This window comes from Streptomyces platensis, from assembly GCF_008704855.1.
Taxonomy (GTDB): Bacteria; Actinomycetota; Actinomycetes; order Streptomycetales; family Streptomycetaceae; genus Streptomyces; species Streptomyces platensis.
This window is the reverse complement of record NZ_CP023691.1, coordinates 1,723,507-1,741,041: the sequence shown is the minus strand read 5'-3', so window position 1 is coordinate 1,741,041 and position 17,535 is coordinate 1,723,507. Positions and strand designations below refer to the sequence as shown.

The 17,535-nt window shown below is 71.4% G+C and carries 20 protein-coding genes and 7 tRNA genes; 17 read left to right on the top strand and 10 right to left on the bottom strand.

Annotation, left to right across the window (positions count from 1 at the left end):
- Window positions 1-197 precede the first annotated feature (197 nt).
- Window positions 198-1,220, top strand: a complete 1,023-nt coding sequence (locus tag CP981_RS07435) for a phosphotransferase (protein WP_085925970.1) — start codon at window positions 198-200, stop codon at window positions 1,218-1,220.
- 73 nt (window positions 1,221-1,293) lie between these two features.
- Window positions 1,294-1,581 (top strand): TFIIB-type zinc ribbon-containing protein, encoded by a 288-nt coding sequence (locus CP981_RS07430; protein WP_078885880.1) that lies wholly within the window; start codon window positions 1,294-1,296, stop codon window positions 1,579-1,581.
- 64 nt (window positions 1,582-1,645) lie between these two features.
- Here the strand turns inward: CP981_RS07430 and CP981_RS07425 are convergent.
- The 5 genes from CP981_RS07425 to CP981_RS07405 form a co-directional block, all read right to left on the bottom strand.
- Window positions 1,646-1,717, bottom strand: a tRNA-Val gene (locus CP981_RS07425).
- A 35-nt stretch (window positions 1,718-1,752) separates the two neighbouring features.
- Window positions 1,753-1,824 (bottom strand) — tRNA-Val (locus CP981_RS07420).
- Window positions 1,825-1,854: 30 nt separating this feature from the next.
- Window positions 1,855-1,926 (bottom strand) — tRNA-Val (locus tag CP981_RS07415).
- 1 nt (window position 1,927) lies between these two features.
- Window positions 1,928-2,001 (bottom strand) — tRNA-Cys (locus tag CP981_RS07410).
- 35 nt (window positions 2,002-2,036) lie between these two features.
- A tRNA-Gly gene (locus tag CP981_RS07405) sits at window positions 2,037-2,109 on the bottom strand.
- 177 nt (window positions 2,110-2,286) lie between these two features.
- Here CP981_RS07405 and CP981_RS07400 point away from each other — a divergent pair.
- The 3 genes from CP981_RS07400 to CP981_RS07390 are packed head-to-tail and all read left to right on the top strand — an operon-like array spanning window position 2,287 to window position 5,041.
- Window positions 2,287-3,354, top strand: a complete 1,068-nt coding sequence (locus tag CP981_RS07400) for a chorismate-binding protein (protein ID WP_143658938.1) — start codon at window positions 2,287-2,289, stop codon at window positions 3,352-3,354.
- Entirely contained in the window at window positions 3,351-4,175 is an 825-nt protein-coding gene (locus tag CP981_RS07395; protein WP_085925972.1) for an aminotransferase class IV, read from the top strand. The genes CP981_RS07400 and CP981_RS07395 overlap by 4 nt, the downstream gene beginning before the upstream one ends.
- 35 nt (window positions 4,176-4,210) lie before the next feature.
- Window positions 4,211-5,041 (top strand): GNAT family N-acetyltransferase, encoded by an 831-nt coding sequence (locus CP981_RS07390; RefSeq protein ID WP_085925973.1) that lies wholly within the window; start codon window positions 4,211-4,213, stop codon window positions 5,039-5,041.
- 32 nt (window positions 5,042-5,073) lie between these two features.
- On the opposite strand, the gene CP981_RS07385 is transcribed toward CP981_RS07390, so the two are convergent.
- Entirely contained in the window at window positions 5,074-5,604 is a 531-nt protein-coding gene (locus CP981_RS07385) for a DsbA family protein (protein ID WP_085925974.1), read from the bottom strand.
- Between the two features lie 195 nt (window positions 5,605-5,799).
- Here CP981_RS07385 and CP981_RS07380 point away from each other — a divergent pair, with 195 nt between their 5' ends.
- Window positions 5,800-6,258, top strand: a complete 459-nt coding sequence (locus tag CP981_RS07380) for a hypothetical protein (RefSeq protein WP_085925975.1) — start codon at window positions 5,800-5,802, stop codon at window positions 6,256-6,258.
- Between the two features lie 68 nt (window positions 6,259-6,326).
- Window positions 6,327-6,482 (top strand): hypothetical protein, encoded by a 156-nt coding sequence (locus tag CP981_RS37600; protein WP_167536068.1) that lies wholly within the window; start codon window positions 6,327-6,329, stop codon window positions 6,480-6,482.
- 32 nt (window positions 6,483-6,514) lie between these two features.
- Here the strand turns inward: CP981_RS37600 and CP981_RS07375 are convergent, their stop codons facing one another.
- The gene (locus tag CP981_RS07375; protein ID WP_085925976.1) at window positions 6,515-7,081 is read right to left on the bottom strand and encodes a CGNR zinc finger domain-containing protein; all 567 of its coding nucleotides are present in this window, start codon (window positions 7,079-7,081) and stop codon (window positions 6,515-6,517) included.
- A 225-nt stretch (window positions 7,082-7,306) separates the two neighbouring features.
- Window positions 7,307-7,720, bottom strand: coding sequence for an SsgA family sporulation/cell division regulator (locus CP981_RS07370; RefSeq protein WP_003959770.1), 414 nt, complete (start codon window positions 7,718-7,720; stop codon window positions 7,307-7,309).
- A gap of 188 nt (window positions 7,721-7,908) precedes the next feature.
- On the opposite strand from CP981_RS07370, the gene CP981_RS07365 reads away from it, so the two are divergent.
- The 4 genes from CP981_RS07365 (at window position 7,909) to CP981_RS07350 (ending at window position 9,203) form a co-directional block, all read left to right on the top strand.
- Entirely contained in the window at window positions 7,909-8,340 is a 432-nt protein-coding gene (locus CP981_RS07365) for a TIGR02611 family protein (RefSeq protein WP_085925977.1), read from the top strand.
- Window positions 8,341-8,394: 54 nt separating this feature from the next.
- A tRNA-Val gene (locus CP981_RS07360) sits at window positions 8,395-8,466 on the top strand.
- Between the two features lie 86 nt (window positions 8,467-8,552).
- On the top strand, window positions 8,553-9,014 hold the full coding sequence (locus CP981_RS07355; protein WP_085925978.1) for an SRPBCC family protein: 462 nt from the start codon (window positions 8,553-8,555) through the stop codon (window positions 9,012-9,014).
- 117 nt (window positions 9,015-9,131) lie between these two features.
- Window positions 9,132-9,203: transfer RNA gene (locus tag CP981_RS07350), tRNA-Val, on the top strand.
- A 113-nt stretch (window positions 9,204-9,316) separates the two neighbouring features.
- Here CP981_RS07350 and CP981_RS07345 read toward each other — a convergent pair.
- Complete coding sequence (locus CP981_RS07345; protein ID WP_085925994.1) at window positions 9,317-10,042, bottom strand: exonuclease domain-containing protein; 726 nt, start codon at window positions 10,040-10,042, stop codon at window positions 9,317-9,319.
- 199 nt (window positions 10,043-10,241) lie between these two features.
- Between CP981_RS07345 and CP981_RS07340 the strand changes: the two genes are divergently transcribed.
- The 3 genes from CP981_RS07340 (at window position 10,242) to thrS (ending at window position 14,081) form a co-directional block, all read left to right on the top strand.
- On the top strand, window positions 10,242-10,808 hold the full coding sequence (locus tag CP981_RS07340) for a DUF4365 domain-containing protein (RefSeq protein WP_085925979.1): 567 nt from the start codon (window positions 10,242-10,244) through the stop codon (window positions 10,806-10,808).
- A complete protein-coding gene (locus tag CP981_RS07335; RefSeq protein WP_085925980.1) occupies window positions 10,808-11,986 on the top strand; it encodes a hypothetical protein in 1,179 nt (392 codons plus the stop codon). Before CP981_RS07340 ends, CP981_RS07335 begins: the two co-directional genes overlap by 1 nt.
- 112 nt (window positions 11,987-12,098) lie before the next feature.
- A complete protein-coding gene (gene thrS, locus CP981_RS07330; protein WP_085925981.1) occupies window positions 12,099-14,081 on the top strand; it encodes a threonine--tRNA ligase in 1,983 nt (660 codons plus the stop codon).
- Between the two features lie 66 nt (window positions 14,082-14,147).
- Here thrS and CP981_RS07325 read toward each other — a convergent pair whose 3' ends face one another.
- On the bottom strand, window positions 14,148-14,795 hold the full coding sequence (locus tag CP981_RS07325) for a potassium channel family protein (protein WP_085925982.1): 648 nt from the start codon (window positions 14,793-14,795) through the stop codon (window positions 14,148-14,150).
- Window positions 14,796-14,856: 61 nt separating this feature from the next.
- Between CP981_RS07325 and CP981_RS07320 the strand changes: the two genes are divergently transcribed.
- The 3 genes from CP981_RS07320 (at window position 14,857) to CP981_RS07310 (ending at window position 17,522) form a co-directional block, all read left to right on the top strand.
- The gene (locus tag CP981_RS07320) at window positions 14,857-15,414 is read left to right on the top strand and encodes an HIT family protein (RefSeq protein ID WP_042156938.1); all 558 of its coding nucleotides are present in this window, start codon (window positions 14,857-14,859) and stop codon (window positions 15,412-15,414) included.
- A 102-nt stretch (window positions 15,415-15,516) separates the two neighbouring features.
- Window positions 15,517-16,317 carry a polysaccharide deacetylase family protein gene (locus CP981_RS07315; protein ID WP_244329589.1) on the top strand — a complete coding sequence of 267 codons (801 nt, stop codon included), beginning with the start codon at window positions 15,517-15,519 and terminating at the stop codon, window positions 16,315-16,317.
- Entirely contained in the window at window positions 16,317-17,522 is a 1,206-nt protein-coding gene (locus tag CP981_RS07310; protein ID WP_085925984.1) for a YncE family protein, read from the top strand. The genes CP981_RS07315 and CP981_RS07310 overlap by 1 nt, the downstream gene beginning before the upstream one ends.
- The last annotated feature ends 13 nt before the right edge of the window (window positions 17,523-17,535 follow it).

The window sequence follows — 17,535 nt, the reverse complement described above, 5'->3', positions numbered from 1 at the left end:
GGCCGAAACCCCGTGGGGACGGGGGGTGCGGCGGACGGCACGACGGCCGGGCATCTGGGGAGATGCCCGGCCTTCGAGCGTTCCGGACCGCTGCCGTCCCGTTCCGCCCGCACCGCGCGTACGATCCCGGACCGGGCCGTCCATGGCCCGCACCACCACGCACGGCGCATCCGGCCCGCGCCGGATTCGGGGGACCGATGACCACCTCACTGCGCGACCGTCTGGCCGCCCTGTCCGCGACGGCGACCCGGGAAGGCGCCCCGGCCCCCTCCTGCGAGGTCCTCGCCGACCGCCCCGACGGCACGGTCGTCCGCAGCGGCCGTACGGTCGCCAAGGCGCACGCTCCCGACGGTGACCCCCGCGCGCTCGCCGCCCGGCTGCGTATCGCCGCCCATCCCCTCCTGCACGGCATCCTGCTGCCCCCGCTCCCGGTCACCGCCCCCGACGGCTATCTCACCCGCACCGAAGAGGGCCGCGCGCTCACCCGCTGGCCCTACGGCAGCCCGGTCCCGCCCGACGACCCCGACGCCGCCCCCTGGGAGGACACCGCCCGCCTGCTGGCCGGGCTGCACCGCGTCGACCTGCGCCAACTTCCCGGCCCCGTGCCGCCGATGCGCGGCCCCGCCAAGGCCGCCCGCGCCCTGGCGCGGCTGCGGACCGCACCGGTTCCGTCCAACGGCCCGGCGTCCGGGCGTCACGCACCGGTGACCGCCGCCGGGGCGCTGCCCGCGGCTGCCGCCGCCGTCGAGCGGGCCTGGGCCACGCTGCCCCCGTGGGCCCGGGGCGAGGCCCCGCCGCCGCGGACCGGCACCCTCTGCCACGGCGATCTGCACCTGGGCCAGCTCGTCCGCCACCCCGCCGGCGACGGCCCCTGGCTCCTCATCGACATCGACGACCTCGGCCGGGGCGACGGCGCCTGGGACCTGGCCCGCCCCGCCGCCTGGTTCGCCACCGGCCTGCTGGCCCCGGACCTCTGGACGCGCTTCCTGGCCGCCTACCGCGCGGCCGGCGGCCCGGTCGTGGGGCCGGACGGTGATCCCTGGCCCGACCTGGACCTCCCGGCCCGCACGCTCACCGTGCAGACCGCCGCGCTCGCCATAGCCAAGGCCGCCACCGCCGACCGCTCCCTGGACGACGCCGAGACCGCGTTCGTCGACGCCTGCGCCCGGATGACGTCCCCGGCGCAGCAGTTGGCGCCCGCCGGCCCGGGCGTAGGCTGAACGCCCCGCCGCCGGGAGGCCGTTCCGGCGGTGCCGCCGTGAGCGGCGGTGGACGACAGGGAGTTGAGCGACGATGCAGTGCCCCAAGTGCCATGCACCGATGCAGACATACCAGCGCAATGGCGTGCAGATCGAGCAGTGTGCCGGCTGCCGGGGGATATTCCTGGACTACGGGGAGCTGGAGGCGCTGACCCGTCTCGAGTCACAGTGGGCGCAGCAGGCCCCGCCGCCACCCGCTCCGCAGGCTTACCCGCAGGCCCCCGCCTGGGGCGCCCCGCAGCACGGCCACCACGGTCATCACGGTCACCATGGACACCACGGCCATCACCGCGGCTTCGGCCACATGCTCTTCTCGTCCTGACCGCACGCTTCCTGAACAACGACCGAGGGCCGGAGCGAAATGCTCCGGCCCTCGGGATCAGGTGTGGACGATACTGGGATTGAACCAGTGACCTCTTCCGTGTCAGGGAAGCGCTCTCCCGCTGAGCTAATCGTCCGCGGGACCACGGATCCCGAAAGATCCGCAGCTGCGTGCGCGATACTGGGATTGAACCAGTGACCTCTTCCGTGTCAGGGAAGCGCTCTCCCGCTGAGCTAATCGCGCGGGACGGACACCCCGTTTCCGGGGATCCAGTGGACGATACTGGGATTGAACCAGTGACCTCTTCCGTGTCAGGGAAGCGCTCTCCCGCTGAGCTAATCGTCCTTGGAGGTGGAGACGGGATTTGAACCCGTGTAGACGGCTTTGCAGGCCGTTGCCTCGCCTCTCGGCCACTCCACCAGGAGTGAGGGGGTTCGGGAAGATCCCCCACATCGAGCGGACGACGAGACTCGAACTCGCGACATCCACCTTGGCAAGGTGGTGCTCTACCAACTGAGCTACGTCCGCAGGTGTCTCTCCCAGACTACGTCCGGGAGCTACTCGGCCTCCGGGGCGCTTGCGTGTCCCGGCGACGTGTTGAACTCTAGCGGATTCCGGGGCCAGTACAAAAACGCGTTTGTGCAGCGTGCTGCGGTGCTCGCTCGGCGCAGGCGGCCCGCGGGCCGCCGCCATAGACTCGCTGACGTGCACGACTTCGCTCCGATGGCACGCTTCGGCGGCCTGATAGCCACTGACCTGCGGGATGTGACCAGTGATCCCGCAGCCCTGGACTCCACGGGCTGGTGGGCGGTCGCCGCCGACTTCGAGGGCACGGTGGTCTGTGCCCGCTTCGGCGACGTCCGGCCGGCCACCGCGGCGGACCGGCCCGCCGCCGACGCCTGGCGGGGCCCCGCGCCCGAGGACTGGATCAGCTCGCTGGACCGTGACGCCTATACCGGCGGTGTGCGGCGCGTCCGTGAACACATCGCGGCCGGCGACGTCTATCAAGTGAATCTCTGCCGGGTGCTGACGGCGCCGCTGCCCGATCCCGGCCGGGCCGATGTCGACGCGCTGTCCGCGGTGCTGGCCCGCGGTAATCCGGCGCCGTACGCGGGCACGATCCGGCTGCCCGCTCATGGCGTCGAGATCGCCAGTGCCTCCCCGGAGCTGTATCTGCGGCGCGACGACCGCGTCGTGAGCTCCGGTCCCATCAAGGGAACCGGGCGGACCGCTGCGGACCTCTCGGCGAAGGACCGGGCGGAGAACGTGATGATCGTGGACCTGGTCCGCAATGATCTCGGCCGGGTCTGCGCCACCGGAACCGTCACCGTCCCGGCACTGTGCGCCGTCGAGGAACACCCCGGCCTGGTCCACCTCGTCTCCACGGTGCGCGGTGAGCTGGACGGGGCGAACGAGAAGACCGCCTGGGCGGATCTGCTGGACGCCACCTTCCCGCCCGGGTCGGTGACCGGCGCCCCCAAGTCCAGCGCGCTGCGGATCATCGACGAGCTGGAGACCGCCCCCCGCGGCCCGTACTGCGGAGGCATCGGCTGGGTCGACGCGGACCGCGGCACCGGCGAGCTCGCGGTCGGCATACGGACGTTCTGGATCGACCGCACGCCGCCCGGCGGCCCGGTGCTGCGTTTCGGCGCCGGCGCGGGGATCATCTGGGACTCCGATCCGGAGCGGGAGTGGGCCGAGACCGAGTTGAAGGCGCGCAGGCTGCTGGCGGTAGCGTCGGGCCTGCATGAGGTGAGCGGAGGAAAGCGATGAAGATCTGGCTCGACGGGGCACTACAGGACGCGGAGAGCGCCCGGGTCTCGGTTTTCGACCACGGGCTGACGGTCGGCGACGGAGTCTTCGAGACCATCAAGGCCGAGCACGGCCGCGCCTTCGCCCTCACCCGTCATCTGGAGCGCCTGACCACTTCTGCCCGCGGGCTCGGGCTGCCCGACCCCGATCTCGACGAGGTGCGGCGCGGCTGCGAGGCCGTCATGGCGGCCAACCCGATGGCCCTCGGCCGGCTGCGGCTCACCTACACCGGGGGCGTCTCCCCGCTCGGCTCGGACCGCGGCGACGCCGGTCCCACCCTGGTCATCGCGCTGTCCGAGACCCGGCGCCGCCCCGACACCACCGCCGCCGTCACCGTCCCGTGGACCCGCAACGAACGCGGCGCGCTCGCCGGCCTGAAGACCACGTCGTACGGCGAGAACGTCGTCGCCCTGGCCCGCGCGCGGGAACACGGCGCGTCCGAGGCGCTGTTCGCCAACACCGTCGGCGCGCTCTGCGAAGGAACCGGCGCCAATGTCTTCGTCGTCCTGGACGGCGAACTGCACACCCCGCCCCTGCACTCCGGCTGCCTGGCGGGCATCACCCGCGCCCTGACCGTCGGCTGGGCCGGCGCCAAGGAGACCGATCTGCCGCTGGACGTCCTGGAGCGGGCCGAGGAGATCTTCCTGACCTCCACGCTGCGCGACGTGCAGGCCGTGACCCGGATCGACGACCGTCAACTGGCCGACAGCCCGGGCCCGGTGACCGCGGAAGCCATGCGGATCTTCGACGAGCAGGCGGCCGCCGACTTCGATCCGCGGTGATGACGCGCCCGCTCATGGGCGAGTAGAAAGTCCTCGTGACCACAACGCTGCGCCCCGCGGGACCGGAAGAACGGCACGACGACGGGCACCGGGCCCGTGCGTACGACATCTGCGTCAACAGCCGCCGGGTCGGCGGGATACGGCTGACCACGGACGCCCGGTTCGGCCCGGCGGCCGGCCGGATCGCGGAGCTGGCCATCGACGAGCCGGACCGGCACCGGGGCCGCGCCACGGTCGCCGCGCTCGCCGCGGAAGAGGTGCTGCGCGGCTGGCGCTGCCGGCAGATCGAGCTGACCGTCCCGGCCGATGCCGAGGCCGCCGGGCGGCTCGCGGCGGCGCTGGGCTACACCGAGCGCAGCCGCATGATGAGCAAGCCGCTCACCGCCGCGCCCCCGCTCCCCGAGGGCAGCGGCGACCGCGCGCTGAGTGAGGCGGAATACCCGGCCTGGCGGGACGCCGCGCTCGCCGAGCACATCCGTACGCAGGTCGGCCAGGGCATGGCCCGCGAGCGCGCCGAGGAGACCGCGGCCGCCGGGCATCGCGCCCTGCTCCCGGAGGGGGCGGAGACTCCCCACCAGGCGCTGCGCGTGCTGGCCCACGGAGGCGCGGACGTCGGCAGCATCTGGGTCGCCCTGCGGATGCCGGACCAGCCCGGCGGCTATGTCGTCGATGTACGGGTCGCCCCCGGCCACCGCGGACAGGGCCACGGCCGCACCCTGATGGGCATCGCCGAGCGGGAGAGCCTCACGGCGGGCCGCACCAGCCTCGGCCTGAACGTCTACGCGGGCAACACCCCGGCGCTCGGTCTCTACACCTCGCTGGGCTACCGGCCCACCGGCTATCTGTTGTGGAAGCCGATTCTGTGAGCGGGCCCGCGAAGGGCCCCTGACGCCCGGACTCAGTCCTGTCCGGCCAGCAGCCGGTCGGCGATCTCCTCGATACGGGCGCGCAGCCCCTCCTGGCTCTTGCCGCCGTCCAGCCGCTCGCCGCCGATCACATACGTCGGGGTCCCGGTCACCCCGATGGCCTTGCCCTCGGCCTGGTCCGCGTCGACGATCAGCAGATGCCGCCCGTCGATCAGCGCGGTGTCCAGCTCCTCGGTGTCCAGCCCCAGCTCGCCGGCGACCTTCAGCAGCAGCTTGTCCCCGCGCTTGCCGAGCTCCTCGGTCCGCGCCAGCACCGCCTCGATGTACGGCCAGCCCCGGCCCTGCTCGATGGCCTCCTCGGCGGCCTGCGCGGCGACATAGGCGTGCGGGTGCTTCGGCAGGGGGAAGTGACGCAGCCGGATGTCCAGCCGGTCGCCGTAGCGCTCCCGCAGCGCCCGCAGGTCCTCCAGGGCGGCATGGCAGTCCGGGCACTGGAGTTCGCACCACACGTCCAGCACGGGGCGGACGGGACGGGCGGGGGACGGAGTGGTGGCGTCGTTCATGAGAGCCAGTCTTCCAGTCTTCCCACGGCCGGTCCCGCGAGGTACCCCGGACCGGCGGCCGAACCGGGACCTGGGAAGGAGCCCGACCCGGAGATGTCCCTGAGGCCGTGCGGAACATGGCCCCCGCGGGCCGGGACAAGGCAGGATGGAAGGGAGCAGACTGCCTGCTCATCCATCCATCGGCAGGAGGACCGGATGCTGACCTCGACCGTCTGTGCCGCGGTGTCGGCGGCGGGCCTGGGCATCGCCGCGATCACGGCATACCGCAAGCGGTTCCTGGCCGCGACCCGCATCGCCGCCTATTCCCTGATCCCCATCGGCCTGGTGATGACGGGCGTCATCGACTGGCTCGCCGGGATCGTCTTCAAGCCCACGGTCTGGGCCGGCTTCGGCGTGCTCGCCCTCTCGGTCGTGCTGTTCATGACCACCAGGGCGGTGGAGCGCCGCCGGGGCGGGGTCGGCAGCCGTAAGGAGCGCCGGGCCGCGGCGGCCGACCGGCCCGACGCGGTGGCCCCGGCCGCCTCCGCCCCCTCCCTCGGCGCGGGCCGCGCGGCGCCGCAGGCCGCCAAGGGGAAGGCCGCACCGGCCAAGGGAGGCGCCCCCAAGGATGACTTCTCGGACATCGAAGCGATCCTGAAAAAGCACGGGATCTGATGAACTACCGCTGCTGAGGCGTCCATCGGGCGCACTCGGACGATCATCTGCGCCATGATGCGCGCGAGATGAACGATGAGTGCGCCCTCGCCCAAGACGACGCCCCGTCCCCCCGACCACGCGGTTGTCTGTTCGCGCTGTCCCAGCCGCCGCTGATGCTCTTCCTCGCCGTGATCGGCCTTCTGCTCCTTCTCGGCGCGATGCACGACCTCTTCCTCCTGTGAGGCCGACGTGCGGGCTGCCGCCGCGCCGCCGCTCAGCCCGCGGCCTCCCGCCGCCGTGCCCGGTAGGCCGCGACATGCAGCCGGTTTCCGCAGGTACGGCTGTCGCAGTAGCGCCGGGAGCGGTTCCGGGAGAGATCGACGAAGGCATGCCGGCAGTCCGGTGCCTCGCAGTGCCGCAGCCGCTCGCGCTCCCCGGCGACGACGAGGAAGGCCAGCGCCATCCCGCCGTCCGCGGCCAGATGATCGGCGACCGACGCGCCCGGCGCGAAGTAGTGGACATGCCAGTCGTACCCGTCGTGGTCGGTCAGCTGCGGAGTGGTGCCCGCCGAGGCGACCAGCGCGTTCAGCTGTTCGGCCGCGGTGCGGTCGTCGGCGGCCGCGAAGACCCGGGCGAAGCGCGCGCGGACGGACCGTACGGTCGCCAGGTCGCCCGCACCCAGCGCGCCCACGCCGCTGATGGCGTTGCGCCGGACGAAGTCCTCCAGGGCCGTGAGATCGGTCAGGCTGTCCGGCGCGCCGGTGCCCTCGCCCTCCGGGGCGGTGTTCAGCAGATCGACGACCGCGTCCAGCGCGCACCGGGTGTCATGGGTGATGATCACGGTTCCGCTCCCTGGCAGGGTGAGGACGGACGGGTACCGCCCCCGTGGGTTGCCGAATGGTCGCCGACTCTAGCGCTTCGAACAAGCTTCAGCGCCGACTCCGCGGTGGGCCCGCGGCGACGACGCCGAAGTGTGCCGTATGAACTTGTCGGTCCTGCGCCGTCTCCCCGAGTCGGACGCGCGCAAGTGTGAGCGGGTGGGTGCTTTCGGTAACCGGTCTGCGTCTCAGCTCTCCGCGAGGATGTGGGAGAGCTCGGTGTCGAGATCGAAATGCCGGTGCTCCGTACCGGGTGGCACGGCGGCATCGGTCCTTTTGAGGAACGACTCGAGAGCCCGCGCGGGCGCCTCGAGCAGGGCTTCGCCTTCCGGGGAGCTCAGGGCGATGCAGACAACACCCTGTCCGTGGCTCCGGGACGGCCATACGCGGACGTCTCCGGTGCCCGTGGGCCGGTGCAGGCCCTCGGCGAGGAGGTCGCGGGCGAAAACCCACTCGACGGTCTCCTCGGCTCCGGTATGGAAGGTGGCATGCACGGCATAGGGATCGGCCGTGTCATACCGCAGGCCCGCGGGTACAGGCAGTGAGGACTCGCTCGACACAACGAGGCGCAGGTGCAGCTCGCAGCTGACCGTGGTGTTCATAAGCGCCAGGGCCTTTCGCTCAGTGTGCGCTCGGGGATTCGCACGTCGGCGAAATCGACATGCCACCTACGGTGCCGTTGTAAACCCCTCTGACGGTTTTGTGTGCCTTCAGGTACCTCTTCCGGCGGATTGCGAGATCGTCCCCGGCGGTAATTCCGGCAGGCGGTCGCGTCCGGTAAGTTGGAGGCATGAATACGCAGAGTAACGGGGGGCTGGGGACGGTGGAGGGGGACGCCGCTCCGGCCGAGAAGCCGCTCGGTTCGCGGGCGCCGCACTTCATCAAGCGTTCCCGGCCGCTGCATGTCAGCTGGCAGGTCGGAGTCTTCGTCGTCGGTCTCGCGGTCGTGGTGGCCGGCGTGATCATGCTGCCGCTGCCGGGGCCCGGCTGGCTGGTGATCTTCGGCGGTATGGCGATCTGGGCGACGGAGTTCGTCTGGGCGCAGCTGGTGCTGCGCTGGACCAAGCGCAAGGTCACCGAAGCGGCCCAGCGGGCGCTCGACCCCAAGGTGCGGCGGCGCAACATCATCCTGACCACCATCGGCCTGGTGATCATCGCGGCGGCGCTCGCGGTCTACCTCTGGAAGTTCGGCGTCGTGCTGCCGTGGAAGGTTTCCGAGTGACCGAGGCGTGGTCAGAAGTGCCTGCCGACGTGCGGTAATGTTGGCGGTGCGCCCGGGCGATTAGCTCAGTGGGAGAGCGCTTCGTTCACACCGAAGAGGTCACTGGTTCGAACCCAGTATCGCCCACCCCGGACGACGGCCCGGAGACTTCAAGTCTCCGGGCCGTCGCAGTTGTTGGGCGCGCGCCCCGCCCGGGGGCGCACACTGGGATCATGCCCGACTGGTCCCGCCGACTGCACCGCTACCGCTTCCGCAGCGTATGGCTGCTCAACGCCTCGCCGACCGTCGTCTACGCCGTCCTCGAACGCGCCGAGGCGTATCCGCAGTGGTGGCCGCAGGTCCGCGAGGTGACCCCGCTCGACGACCGCAGCGGCACCGCCCGGTTCCGTTCCCTGCTGCCGTACGACCTGACGGTGGTGGCGAGCGAGCGCGTACGGGACCCGGGCGCGGGGGTGCTGGAGATGACGATGCGGGGGGACCTGGCGGGCTGGGCGCGCTGGACGGTGGTGCCCGGGGCCGGCGGTACCCGTGCCGTCTTCGAGCAGGACGTCGAGGTCTGCAAGCCGCTGCTGCGGCGGTTCGCGCTGCTGGGGCGGCCGCTGTTCCTCGTCAATCACGCGCTGATGATGCGGTCCGGGCGGCGCGGGCTGGCGGCCTGGCTGGCCCGCGGATGAGGTGTGCCGGCCACCCGGCCGCCGCGGGCCGGGACCGCCGGGGAACAGGAATTTGATGGAAGCCCCGGGCGGCCTGTATTGTTCTGCTCGTTCGCGAGGGAAACCTCGCCGACACCCGGGCGATTAGCTCAGTGGGAGAGCGCTTCGTTCACACCGAAGAGGTCACTGGTTCGAACCCAGTATCGCCCACCGGGATCAAGAACCGGGCCGCCAAAAAGCGGCCCGGTTCTTTTTGTTGGAAGAGTGCCCCGCGGGAATTCCGCCCGGTGTCTTTGCCGCCCCGCGGAATTCCTGAGGGGGGATCAGGCCGCCGCCGGGAGTTCGGGACGCAGCGGCCAGTGCGGATCGACGACTTCCGGATTGCCGCTGCGCGCGAACCACGCCTGAAGTCCGCGGGCCTGCGCCGCGTACCAGACGGCCTGGCGGTTGTGCAGCTCCGCCGGATGCAGCCCCTCCAGGCGCTCGGCGAAGCGATGCCCCAGGGCCCGGACGACCCGCAGCGCGGCGAGCGCGTCGGCAGCCGCCTCATGGGCGTCGGTCAGCTCGACCTCGTAGTGCCCACACAGATCGGTGAGCGTACGGCGGCCCTTGCGGTAGCGGTCCAGGTGCTTGTCGAGGACGTGGGGGTCAAGGACGCGCAGCGGGTGGCCCCCCAGATAGGCGTTCAGTGAGCTGGCGCGGTGCCGCTTCAACTCGCGTTCCAGGAGGGTGAGATCGAACGGGGCGTTCATCACGACCAGCGGCCGGCCGGCCACCGACTGGGCGGCCAGGGCGCGGGCCACCTCCTCCAGGACCGGCGCGGGCCAGCGGCCGTGCAGCGCGAGATGGTCGGCCGTCAGGCCGTGCACCGCCGTCGCGGCGTCCGGTATGTCGACGCCCGGGTTGATCAGCCAGCGGGTGATCCGGGGCGCGGAGCGCGGTGTCTCCTGGACCACCAGGGCCGCGGAGACGATGCGATCGCGCTCGACGTCGATCCCGGTGGTCTCGGTGTCGAAGGCGGCAAGTGGACCGTCATACCAGCACGGCATCATCCCAACTCCTCGCGCTCGTACGGGGGATGACACGTACGCCATCCGAGCTGGTGATACCCGAGCCGCCGGGGGCTCGAACCGTCTTTGTTTGCGGACCACTTGACGCGGAGACAACCAGAGGGACGGGCCGACGCGATCTGCCTTCTCCCCGTCATCCACCCGCATCGATCGGCACAGCCCGGAAGGCCACTCCGCGATGACGCTCGCGCAGCCCGAACCGGGCGGGCTGCTGCCTCAGCGGACCACACCGCAGCGCGGCGGACTCGCCACCACCGCCTGCATGGAGACCCTTCAGGTGGGCTATCTCCATGCGGTCGCCGCCGCCTCCGGGTGTTCGCTGGCGCAGCCCTTCCCGGACAACGGAATCGACTGGCACGTCAGTCATGGCGCGCCCGGCCACACCGTCGACGACGAGGTCACCATCAAGGTGCAGCTCAAGTGCACCTACCAGACCGCCCCGCGCCCGCCGGGGCCGACGTTCGCCTTCACGCTCGACAACGACCACCTGGTGAAGCTGGCCCGTACGCCCGTCACGGTGCACAAGATCCTGGTCGTGATGCTGGTTCCGCGGACCCAGGAGGACTGGCTGCGGGCCGGCCACGACCGTCTCGAACTGCGGCACTGCTGCTACTGGATCAACCTGGCCGGCCATCCGGTGACCGGCCGGCGCAGGACCACTGTGCGGATCCCCACCGCGCGGATCTTCGACGACCGAGCGCTCTGCGAGATCATGACGCGCGTCGGCGCGGGAGGGAGACCCTGATGTACCGGCCGACCGACGAATATGACGCGCGGCTGCTGGATCCCGCGCAGCTCGACCCGGCGGTGCTCGGCGCGCTGCTGGCCCGGCACGGCTGGCGGCGCCGGGGCGGGGCCGCCGGCCATTACGCCCGGTGGACACCGCCCGGCGGCGCGGCCGGCACCAGCCTGCTGGTCCCGCACGACCGCCGCTTCCCCGACAGCGGGGAACTGCTCGCGGAGGCGCTGGCGGCGCTGGCGCAGAGCGCCGCGCCCTCCGCCCGGGAGGTGCTGATGGGGCTGGCGGTGCCCAGCGACGAGGTGCGCTGGGAGCGCGAGGTCCCCGACGGCGGCTCGGGGGCCGCGCACTGGGTGGCGCAGGAGCAGCTGCGCGGGGCGGCCCGTTCGATGCTGCTCGCCGGGGCGCTGGGGACGTACGGCCGGGCCGGCTACTACGGCGCCCGGCACAAACGGCAGGCCGAGGGGTTCCTGAGCCAGGTGCTGGTCGGTCCGGCGGCGGCCGGGCGCCGGGTGACCGCGTTCGTGCCGGTGTCCGGCGGCCGCCGGGCGGTCGCCGGGCTCCAGCGGGCGCTGCACGCGGTCCGCGACGCCACCGACTACCAGCGGGCCACCGGCGGTATGGAGGCCTTCGACGCGGCGGTCGAGCTGGGGGTCTGCCATGAGCTGGCGCAGGCGCTGATCGCGCTGGTGCGGGACGCGGAGGGGGCGCGGATCGCGGTCGAGTGGTCGCCGGCGGCCGGTGCCCCGGCCGGCTGCCCGGCCCGACCCGAGCCGGTGGAGTTCTCGCCCGGCGATCTGCCCGCGCTCCAGCAGGCCGCCCAGCGCTATGTCCGCGATGAGCCGTCGCTGCCGGTCCGGGTGACCGGTGCGGTGGTACGGCTGCGCAGGGAGCGGCCGGGCGGCCCCGGCACGGTGCGGCTGCGGGTGATCTCCGGGGCCGATGTGCTCCAGGTACGGGTCGCGCTGGGGGAGGAGGACTACCGGATCGCCGGGCATGCGCACCTGGTGGGGCTGCCGGTGCGGGTGAGCGGGCGGCTGGAGAGCCGCGGCGGCTTCCGGCGGATCACCGGCGGCCGCGATGTCACGCCCGTACAGGTCGACGAGGCGGAGCGGGACCGGCTGCTGAAGTCGCTCCAGGAGAATCTCGACTTCTTCGAGGAGGCGTGCGGTGCGGAGGAATGACACCGTGCGAGCCGGGGGTGGTGAAACCGTTTCGCGGTCGGGTCCGCTGGCTCGGTACGATTCGGCTGCGCAGCAATCGCTGCCGTGAAGAGACAGTAGTCAGGAGAGACCGGTGTCAGACGTCCGTGTGACCGTCCAGCGCGATTCCGAGCGGGAAGAACGCGTGGTGACCACGGGCACTACGGCCGCCGACCTCTTCCAGGGCGAGCGCAGCATCGTGGCCGCCCGGGTGGCCGGAGAGCTGAAGGATCTGGCGTACGAGGTCGCCGACGGTGACGCGGTCGAGCCCGTCGAGATCACCTCCGAGGACGGTCTGAACATCCTGCGGCACTCCACCGCGCATGTGATGGCGCAGGCCGTGCAGGAGCTGTTCCCGGAGGCGAAGCTCGGCATCGGCCCGCCCATCAAGGACGGCTTCTACTACGACTTCGACGTCGAGACCCCGTTCCACCCGGACGATCTCAAGCGCATCGAGAAGAAGATGCAGGAGATCCAGAAGCGCGGCCAGAAGTTCGCGCGCCGTGCGGTCAGCGATGACGCCGCCCGCGAGGAGCTGGCCGACGAGCCGTACAAGCTCGAGCTGATCGGACTCAAGGGCTCCGCCGCGGACGCCGCCGAGGGCGCCTCCGCCGAGGTCGGCGCCGGCGAGCTGACCATCTACGACAACCTCGACGCCAAGACCGGCGAGCTGTGCTGGAAGGACCTGTGCCGCGGTCCGCACCTGCCGAGCACCCGCGCCATCCCGGCGTTCAAGCTCATGCGCTCGGCCGCCGCGTACTGGCGCGGCAGCGAGAAGAACAAGCAGCTCCAGCGGATCTACGGAACCGCCTGGCCGACCAAGGACGAGCTCAAGGCGCATCTGGAGTTCCTCGTCGAGGCCGAGAAGCGCGATCACCGGAAGCTGGGGGCGGAGCTGGATCTGTTCTCCTTCCCGGAGGAGCTCGGCCCGGGCCTCGCCGTCTTCCACCCCAAGGGCGGTGTCGTCCGCAAGGTGATGGAGGACTACTCCCGCCAGCGGCACGAGGTCTCCGGCTACGAGTTCGTGAACACCCCGCACCTCTCGAAGGAGCGCCTCTTCGAGATCTCCGGGCATCTGCCGCACTACGGCGAGTCGATGTTCCCGGCCATCGAGTTCGACGAGCAGAACTACCGCCTCAAGGCGATGAACTGCCCGATGCACAACCTGATCTTCAAGTCGCGCGGCCGCTCCTACCGTGAACTGCCGCTGCGCCTCTTCGAGTTCGGGACGGTGTACCGCTACGAGAAGTCGGGCGTCGTGCACGGCCTGACCCGCTCGCGCGGCTTCACTCAGGACGATTCGCACATCTACTGCACCAAGGAGCAGATGCCGGAGGAGCTCGACACCCTCCTCACCTTCGTGCTGGATCTGCTGCGCGACTACGGCCTGAACGAATTCGAGCTGGAGCTGTCCACCCGCGACCCGGAGTCGGACAAGTTCATCGGCTCGGACGAGGACTGGGAGGAGGCCACCGAGGCGCTGCGCCAGGCCGCCGAGAAGCAGGGCCTGCCGCTGGTCCCGGACCCGGGCGGCGCTGCGTACTACGGCCCGAAGATCTCGGTGCAGGCGAAGGACGCGATCGGGCGGTCCTGGCAGATGTCGACGTTGCAGGTCGACTTCAACCAGCCCAAGCGGTTCGGTCTGGAGTACACCGCGGCGGACGGCTCCAAGCAGCAGCCGGTGATGCTGCACCGCGCGCTGTTCGGCTCGATCGAGCGTTTCTTCGGCGTGCTCCTGGAGCACTACGCCGGCGCCTTCCCGGCCTGGCTGGCGCCCGTCCAGGCGACCTGCATCCCGATCGGCGACGCGCACGTCCCCTACCTCCAGGAGTTCGCCGCCCAGGCGAAGGCCAAGGGGCTGCGGGTCGAGGTGGACTCCTCGTCGGACCGGATGCAGAAGAAGATCAGGAACGCCCAGAAGAGCAAGGTGCCGTTCATGATCATCGCCGGTGACGAGGATGTCGCCAACGACGCGGTTTCCTTCCGCTACCGCGACGGGTCGCAGAAGAACGGCATTGCGCGCGAGGAGGCGATCGCCGAGCTCCTCGACGTCGTGGAGCGCCGCGTCCAGGTGTAGCGCCGCGTCCAGGTGTGATGGCTTGAGCACCCGGCCCCGGAGAGCGAGCGGCTCTCCGGGGCCGCGTCATCTCTCGCCCTCCTGCCGGAAGCGGCGCATCAGGTAGGCGGAGAAGGAGCCCACCACCGCGCCCACCAGGGCCACCCCGACGAACATCAGCCCCACCGCGATCACCCTGCCGCGCGGGGTGACGGGGGTGGCGTCGCCGTACCCCGTCGTCGTCAGCGTGGAAGCGGCCCACCACACCGCGTCACCGAAGGTGCGGATGTTCGCATCCGGGGCGGACCGCTCGTCGTGGTAGACCGCCAGGCTGGCCGCGTACCCCAGCAGCAGCGCGGCGAGCCCGGAGTACGTCATCACCCGCGCCTCCAGGGCGAGCCCGGGCGCGGCCCGGCGCAGCTGCATCCGCTCGTGCAGGTCGATCATGAGCAGCGGTCGCAGCAGCGGCAGCACGGTCACGATCAGGTCCAGCCAGCGGGTGCGCACGAAGTGCCAGTGGTCCCTGCTGTAGACCAGCCGTGCCAGGTACTCCGCCACGAAGGCGGCCCAGCTCACGATCGTGACGGTCTCCCAGAGGGCGCCCCAGCCGGGAGAGAGACCGGGGATCAGGACCCGGACCGTGTAGGAGGTGAGAAAGAGGATCGAGGCGATGAAGAGATACGGCTGTGCGCGCCTCTCCCACTCCTGTAGCCGCGTGTCCCTGTCCACCGGCACAGCATCGCGGAGCGGGTCAGGGTATCCGCCCCAACGACACGGTGCCAACGGGCGAAGCCATATGCTGGCCCGTATGACAAGCGAGCCGGAGCAGCAGATCGGAGTCGGGACGCAGGACGCCTTCCAGCGCCTGTGGACGCCCCACCGGATGGCCTACATCCAGGGGGAGAACAAGCCGACCGGCCCGGGGGCCGATGACGGCTGTCCGTTCTGCACCATCCCCGAGAAGTCGGACGAGGACGGCCTCGTCATCGCGCGCGGTGAGCATGTCTACGCGGTGCTGAACCTGTACCCGTACAACGGCGGGCACCTCATGATCGTCCCGTTCCGGCACGTCGCCGACTACCCGGAGCTGGACGGCCCGGAGACCGCGGAGCTGGCGGAGTTCACCAAGCGGGCGATGACCGCGCTGCGCACCGCCTCCGGGGCGCACGGCTTCAACATCGGGATGAACCAGGGCACCGTCGCCGGGGCCGGAATCGCGGCCCATCTCCACCAGCACGTCGTCCCGCGCTGGGGCGGCGACACCAACTTCATGCCGGTGGTCGGCCACACCAAGGTGCTGCCCCAACTCCTCGCCGACACCCGGGCGATGCTCGCGCGCGCCTGGCCCGCGTAGCGCCCGTCCGGGCCGCTCCGGAGCGGGTGTCCGGGGCGACACGCACCAGGGCTAATCGGATAGATCGCCCTAATTCGGATTAGTTGCCCCTCTAATGGGGTGGTGACTTCCCTAGATCGCCGCTCCGTGCTGCGTGCGGCCGCCTCGGCGGCGGCCGCCGGAGCGCTGGTGGCGGGCTGCGACCCGACGCGGGACCAGGACCCCGATGCCGTCCGGCCCCCCGGCGGGCCGGGCCCTTCCGGGGCGGGCCATGCCTCACCCGCCCCGGTGCGCGCCGCCCGGCCGCCGACCCGGGTGCCCGGCCAGCCCGTACAGATCGAACACGGGCCGCGGAACGGCCGGGCGGTCGCGCTGACCTTCCACGGCAGAGGCGACCCCAGGATGGCGAACGCCCTGCTGGGCGAGGCCGAGCGGGCCGGCGCCAGGGTCACCGTGCTCGCCATCGGCGACTGGCTCGACGAGCAGCCCGCGATGGCCCGCCGGATCCTCGACGGCGGCCATGAGCTGGGCAATCACACACTGCACCACCGCGACATCTGCGCCCTGCCGGCCGCCGACGCCTACGCCGAGATCACCGGCTGCGCCGACCGGCTGCGCAAGCTCACCGGGACCATCGGCAGCTGGTTCCGCCCCTCGCAGACCCGGCGGGCCACGCCGCTGGTGACCGACCTGGCCCGCAAGGCCGGCTATCCGCACGTTCTCTCCTACGACGTGGACTCCCTCGACGCGAACGACCCCGGTGCCGCCGCCGTCCAGCGCACGGTCCTGGAGACGGTCGAGCCGGGCTCGGTCGTGAGCCTCCACCTCGGGCACGCCGGCACGGTGGCCGCGCTGCCCCCGATCCTCGACGGCCTCCGCCGGCGCGGTCTGCGCGCGGTGACGACAACGGAGCTAGTGACCTGATGGCTGACCGGAACCGTACCCACGACCGTCGGAGCCCCCGCGCGCGCCACCGGGCCGCGCTGCTCGCCGTGGCCTGCGCGCTGGTGGCCGCGGGCTGTGGCAGCGGCGACGAGAACGACCGGGCCTCGCACAGTCCGCGGCCGGTCGAGCGCGCACCGCTCAAGGCCGCCAAGCCCGGTCTGCCCGGCATGCCGCCGCTGCTGGACGAGCACGACCTCTACGCTGCCGACCGGCCGGGCAGGCTGGCGCCCCAGGTCAAGGACTTCCCCGCGCGGATCTACGTCCCCAACACCGGCTCCGACACGGTCAGCGTCATCGACCCGAAGACCTACAAGGTCATCGAGACCATTCCGGTCGGCGTCCAGCCGCAGCATGTCGTGCCGTCCTGGGACCTGAAGACGCTCTGGGTCAACAACAACCGGGGACACGACCTCACCCCGATCGACCCCGCCACCGGCAAGGCCGGGGACAGGGTCAAGGTCCACGACCCGTACAACCTCTATTTCACGCCCAACGGGAAGTACGCGGTCGTGATGGCCTCGATGGACCGGCAGTTGGTCTTCCGCGACCCGCACACCATGGAGGTCCGCAAGACGCTCCCGGTCAACTGCGGCGGCGTCAACCACGCCGACTTCTCGCCGGACGGGAGGTACTTCATCGTCTCCTGTGAGTTCTCCGGCGAGCTGCTCAAGGTCGACACCGCGAAGATGAAGGTCATCGGCCAGGAGAAGCTGCCGTTCGAGGGCGCGATGCCGCAGGACGTGAAGATCTCCCCGGACGGCAAGACCTGGTACGTCGCCGACATGATGGCCGACGGCATCTGGGTCCTCAACGGTGACCGCTTCGACCGGCCCCGGCTCATGGCGACCGGCAAGGGCGCCCACGGCCTCTACGTCAGCCGCGACTCGAAGCACATGTACGTCTCCAACCGCGGCGAGGGCTCCATCTCCCTGCTCGACTTCCGGACCGGCAAGCTCGTCGACAAATGGCACATCCGCGGCGGCGGCAGCCCCGACATGGGCGGTCTGTCCACCGACGGCAAGGTGCTGTGGCTGTCCGGCCGCTACAACTCCGAGGTCTATGCGCTGGATACCCGTACGGGCAAGACTCTCGCCAAGATCCCGGTCGGCCAGGGCCCGCACGGGCTGGCGGTCTACCCGCAGCCGGGACGGTACTCCCTGGGACACACCGGCATCTTCCGCTAGCCGGTGCGCCCCG

Excerpts from the sequence above, each read along its gene's own strand:
- CP981_RS07435 (WP_085925970.1), top strand. The coding sequence starts at position 198 with ATGACCACCTCACTGCGCGACCGTCTGGCCGCCCTGTCCGCGACGGCG.
- CP981_RS07430 (WP_078885880.1), top strand. The coding sequence starts at position 1,294 with ATGCAGTGCCCCAAGTGCCATGCACCGATGCAGACATACCAGCGCAAT.
- CP981_RS07395 (WP_085925972.1), top strand. The coding sequence starts at position 3,351 with ATGAAGATCTGGCTCGACGGGGCACTACAGGACGCGGAGAGCGCCCGG.
- CP981_RS07385 (WP_085925974.1), bottom strand. The coding sequence starts at position 5,604 with ATGAACGACGCCACCACTCCGTCCCCCGCCCGTCCCGTCCGCCCCGTG.
- CP981_RS07380 (WP_085925975.1), top strand. The coding sequence starts at position 5,800 with ATGCTGACCTCGACCGTCTGTGCCGCGGTGTCGGCGGCGGGCCTGGGC.
- CP981_RS37600 (WP_167536068.1), top strand. The coding sequence starts at position 6,327 with ATGAACGATGAGTGCGCCCTCGCCCAAGACGACGCCCCGTCCCCCCGA.
- CP981_RS07370 (WP_003959770.1), bottom strand. The coding sequence starts at position 7,720 with ATGAACACCACGGTCAGCTGCGAGCTGCACCTGCGCCTCGTTGTGTCG.
- CP981_RS07365 (WP_085925977.1), top strand. The coding sequence starts at position 7,909 with ATGAATACGCAGAGTAACGGGGGGCTGGGGACGGTGGAGGGGGACGCC.
- CP981_RS07355 (WP_085925978.1), top strand. The coding sequence starts at position 8,553 with ATGCCCGACTGGTCCCGCCGACTGCACCGCTACCGCTTCCGCAGCGTA.
- CP981_RS07345 (WP_085925994.1), bottom strand. The coding sequence starts at position 10,042 with ATGCCGTGCTGGTATGACGGTCCACTTGCCGCCTTCGACACCGAGACC.
- CP981_RS07340 (WP_085925979.1), top strand. The coding sequence starts at position 10,242 with ATGACGCTCGCGCAGCCCGAACCGGGCGGGCTGCTGCCTCAGCGGACC.
- CP981_RS07335 (WP_085925980.1), top strand. The coding sequence starts at position 10,808 with ATGTACCGGCCGACCGACGAATATGACGCGCGGCTGCTGGATCCCGCG.
- CP981_RS07320 (WP_042156938.1), top strand. The coding sequence starts at position 14,857 with ATGCTGGCCCGTATGACAAGCGAGCCGGAGCAGCAGATCGGAGTCGGG.
- CP981_RS07310 (WP_085925984.1), top strand. The coding sequence starts at position 16,317 with ATGGCTGACCGGAACCGTACCCACGACCGTCGGAGCCCCCGCGCGCGC.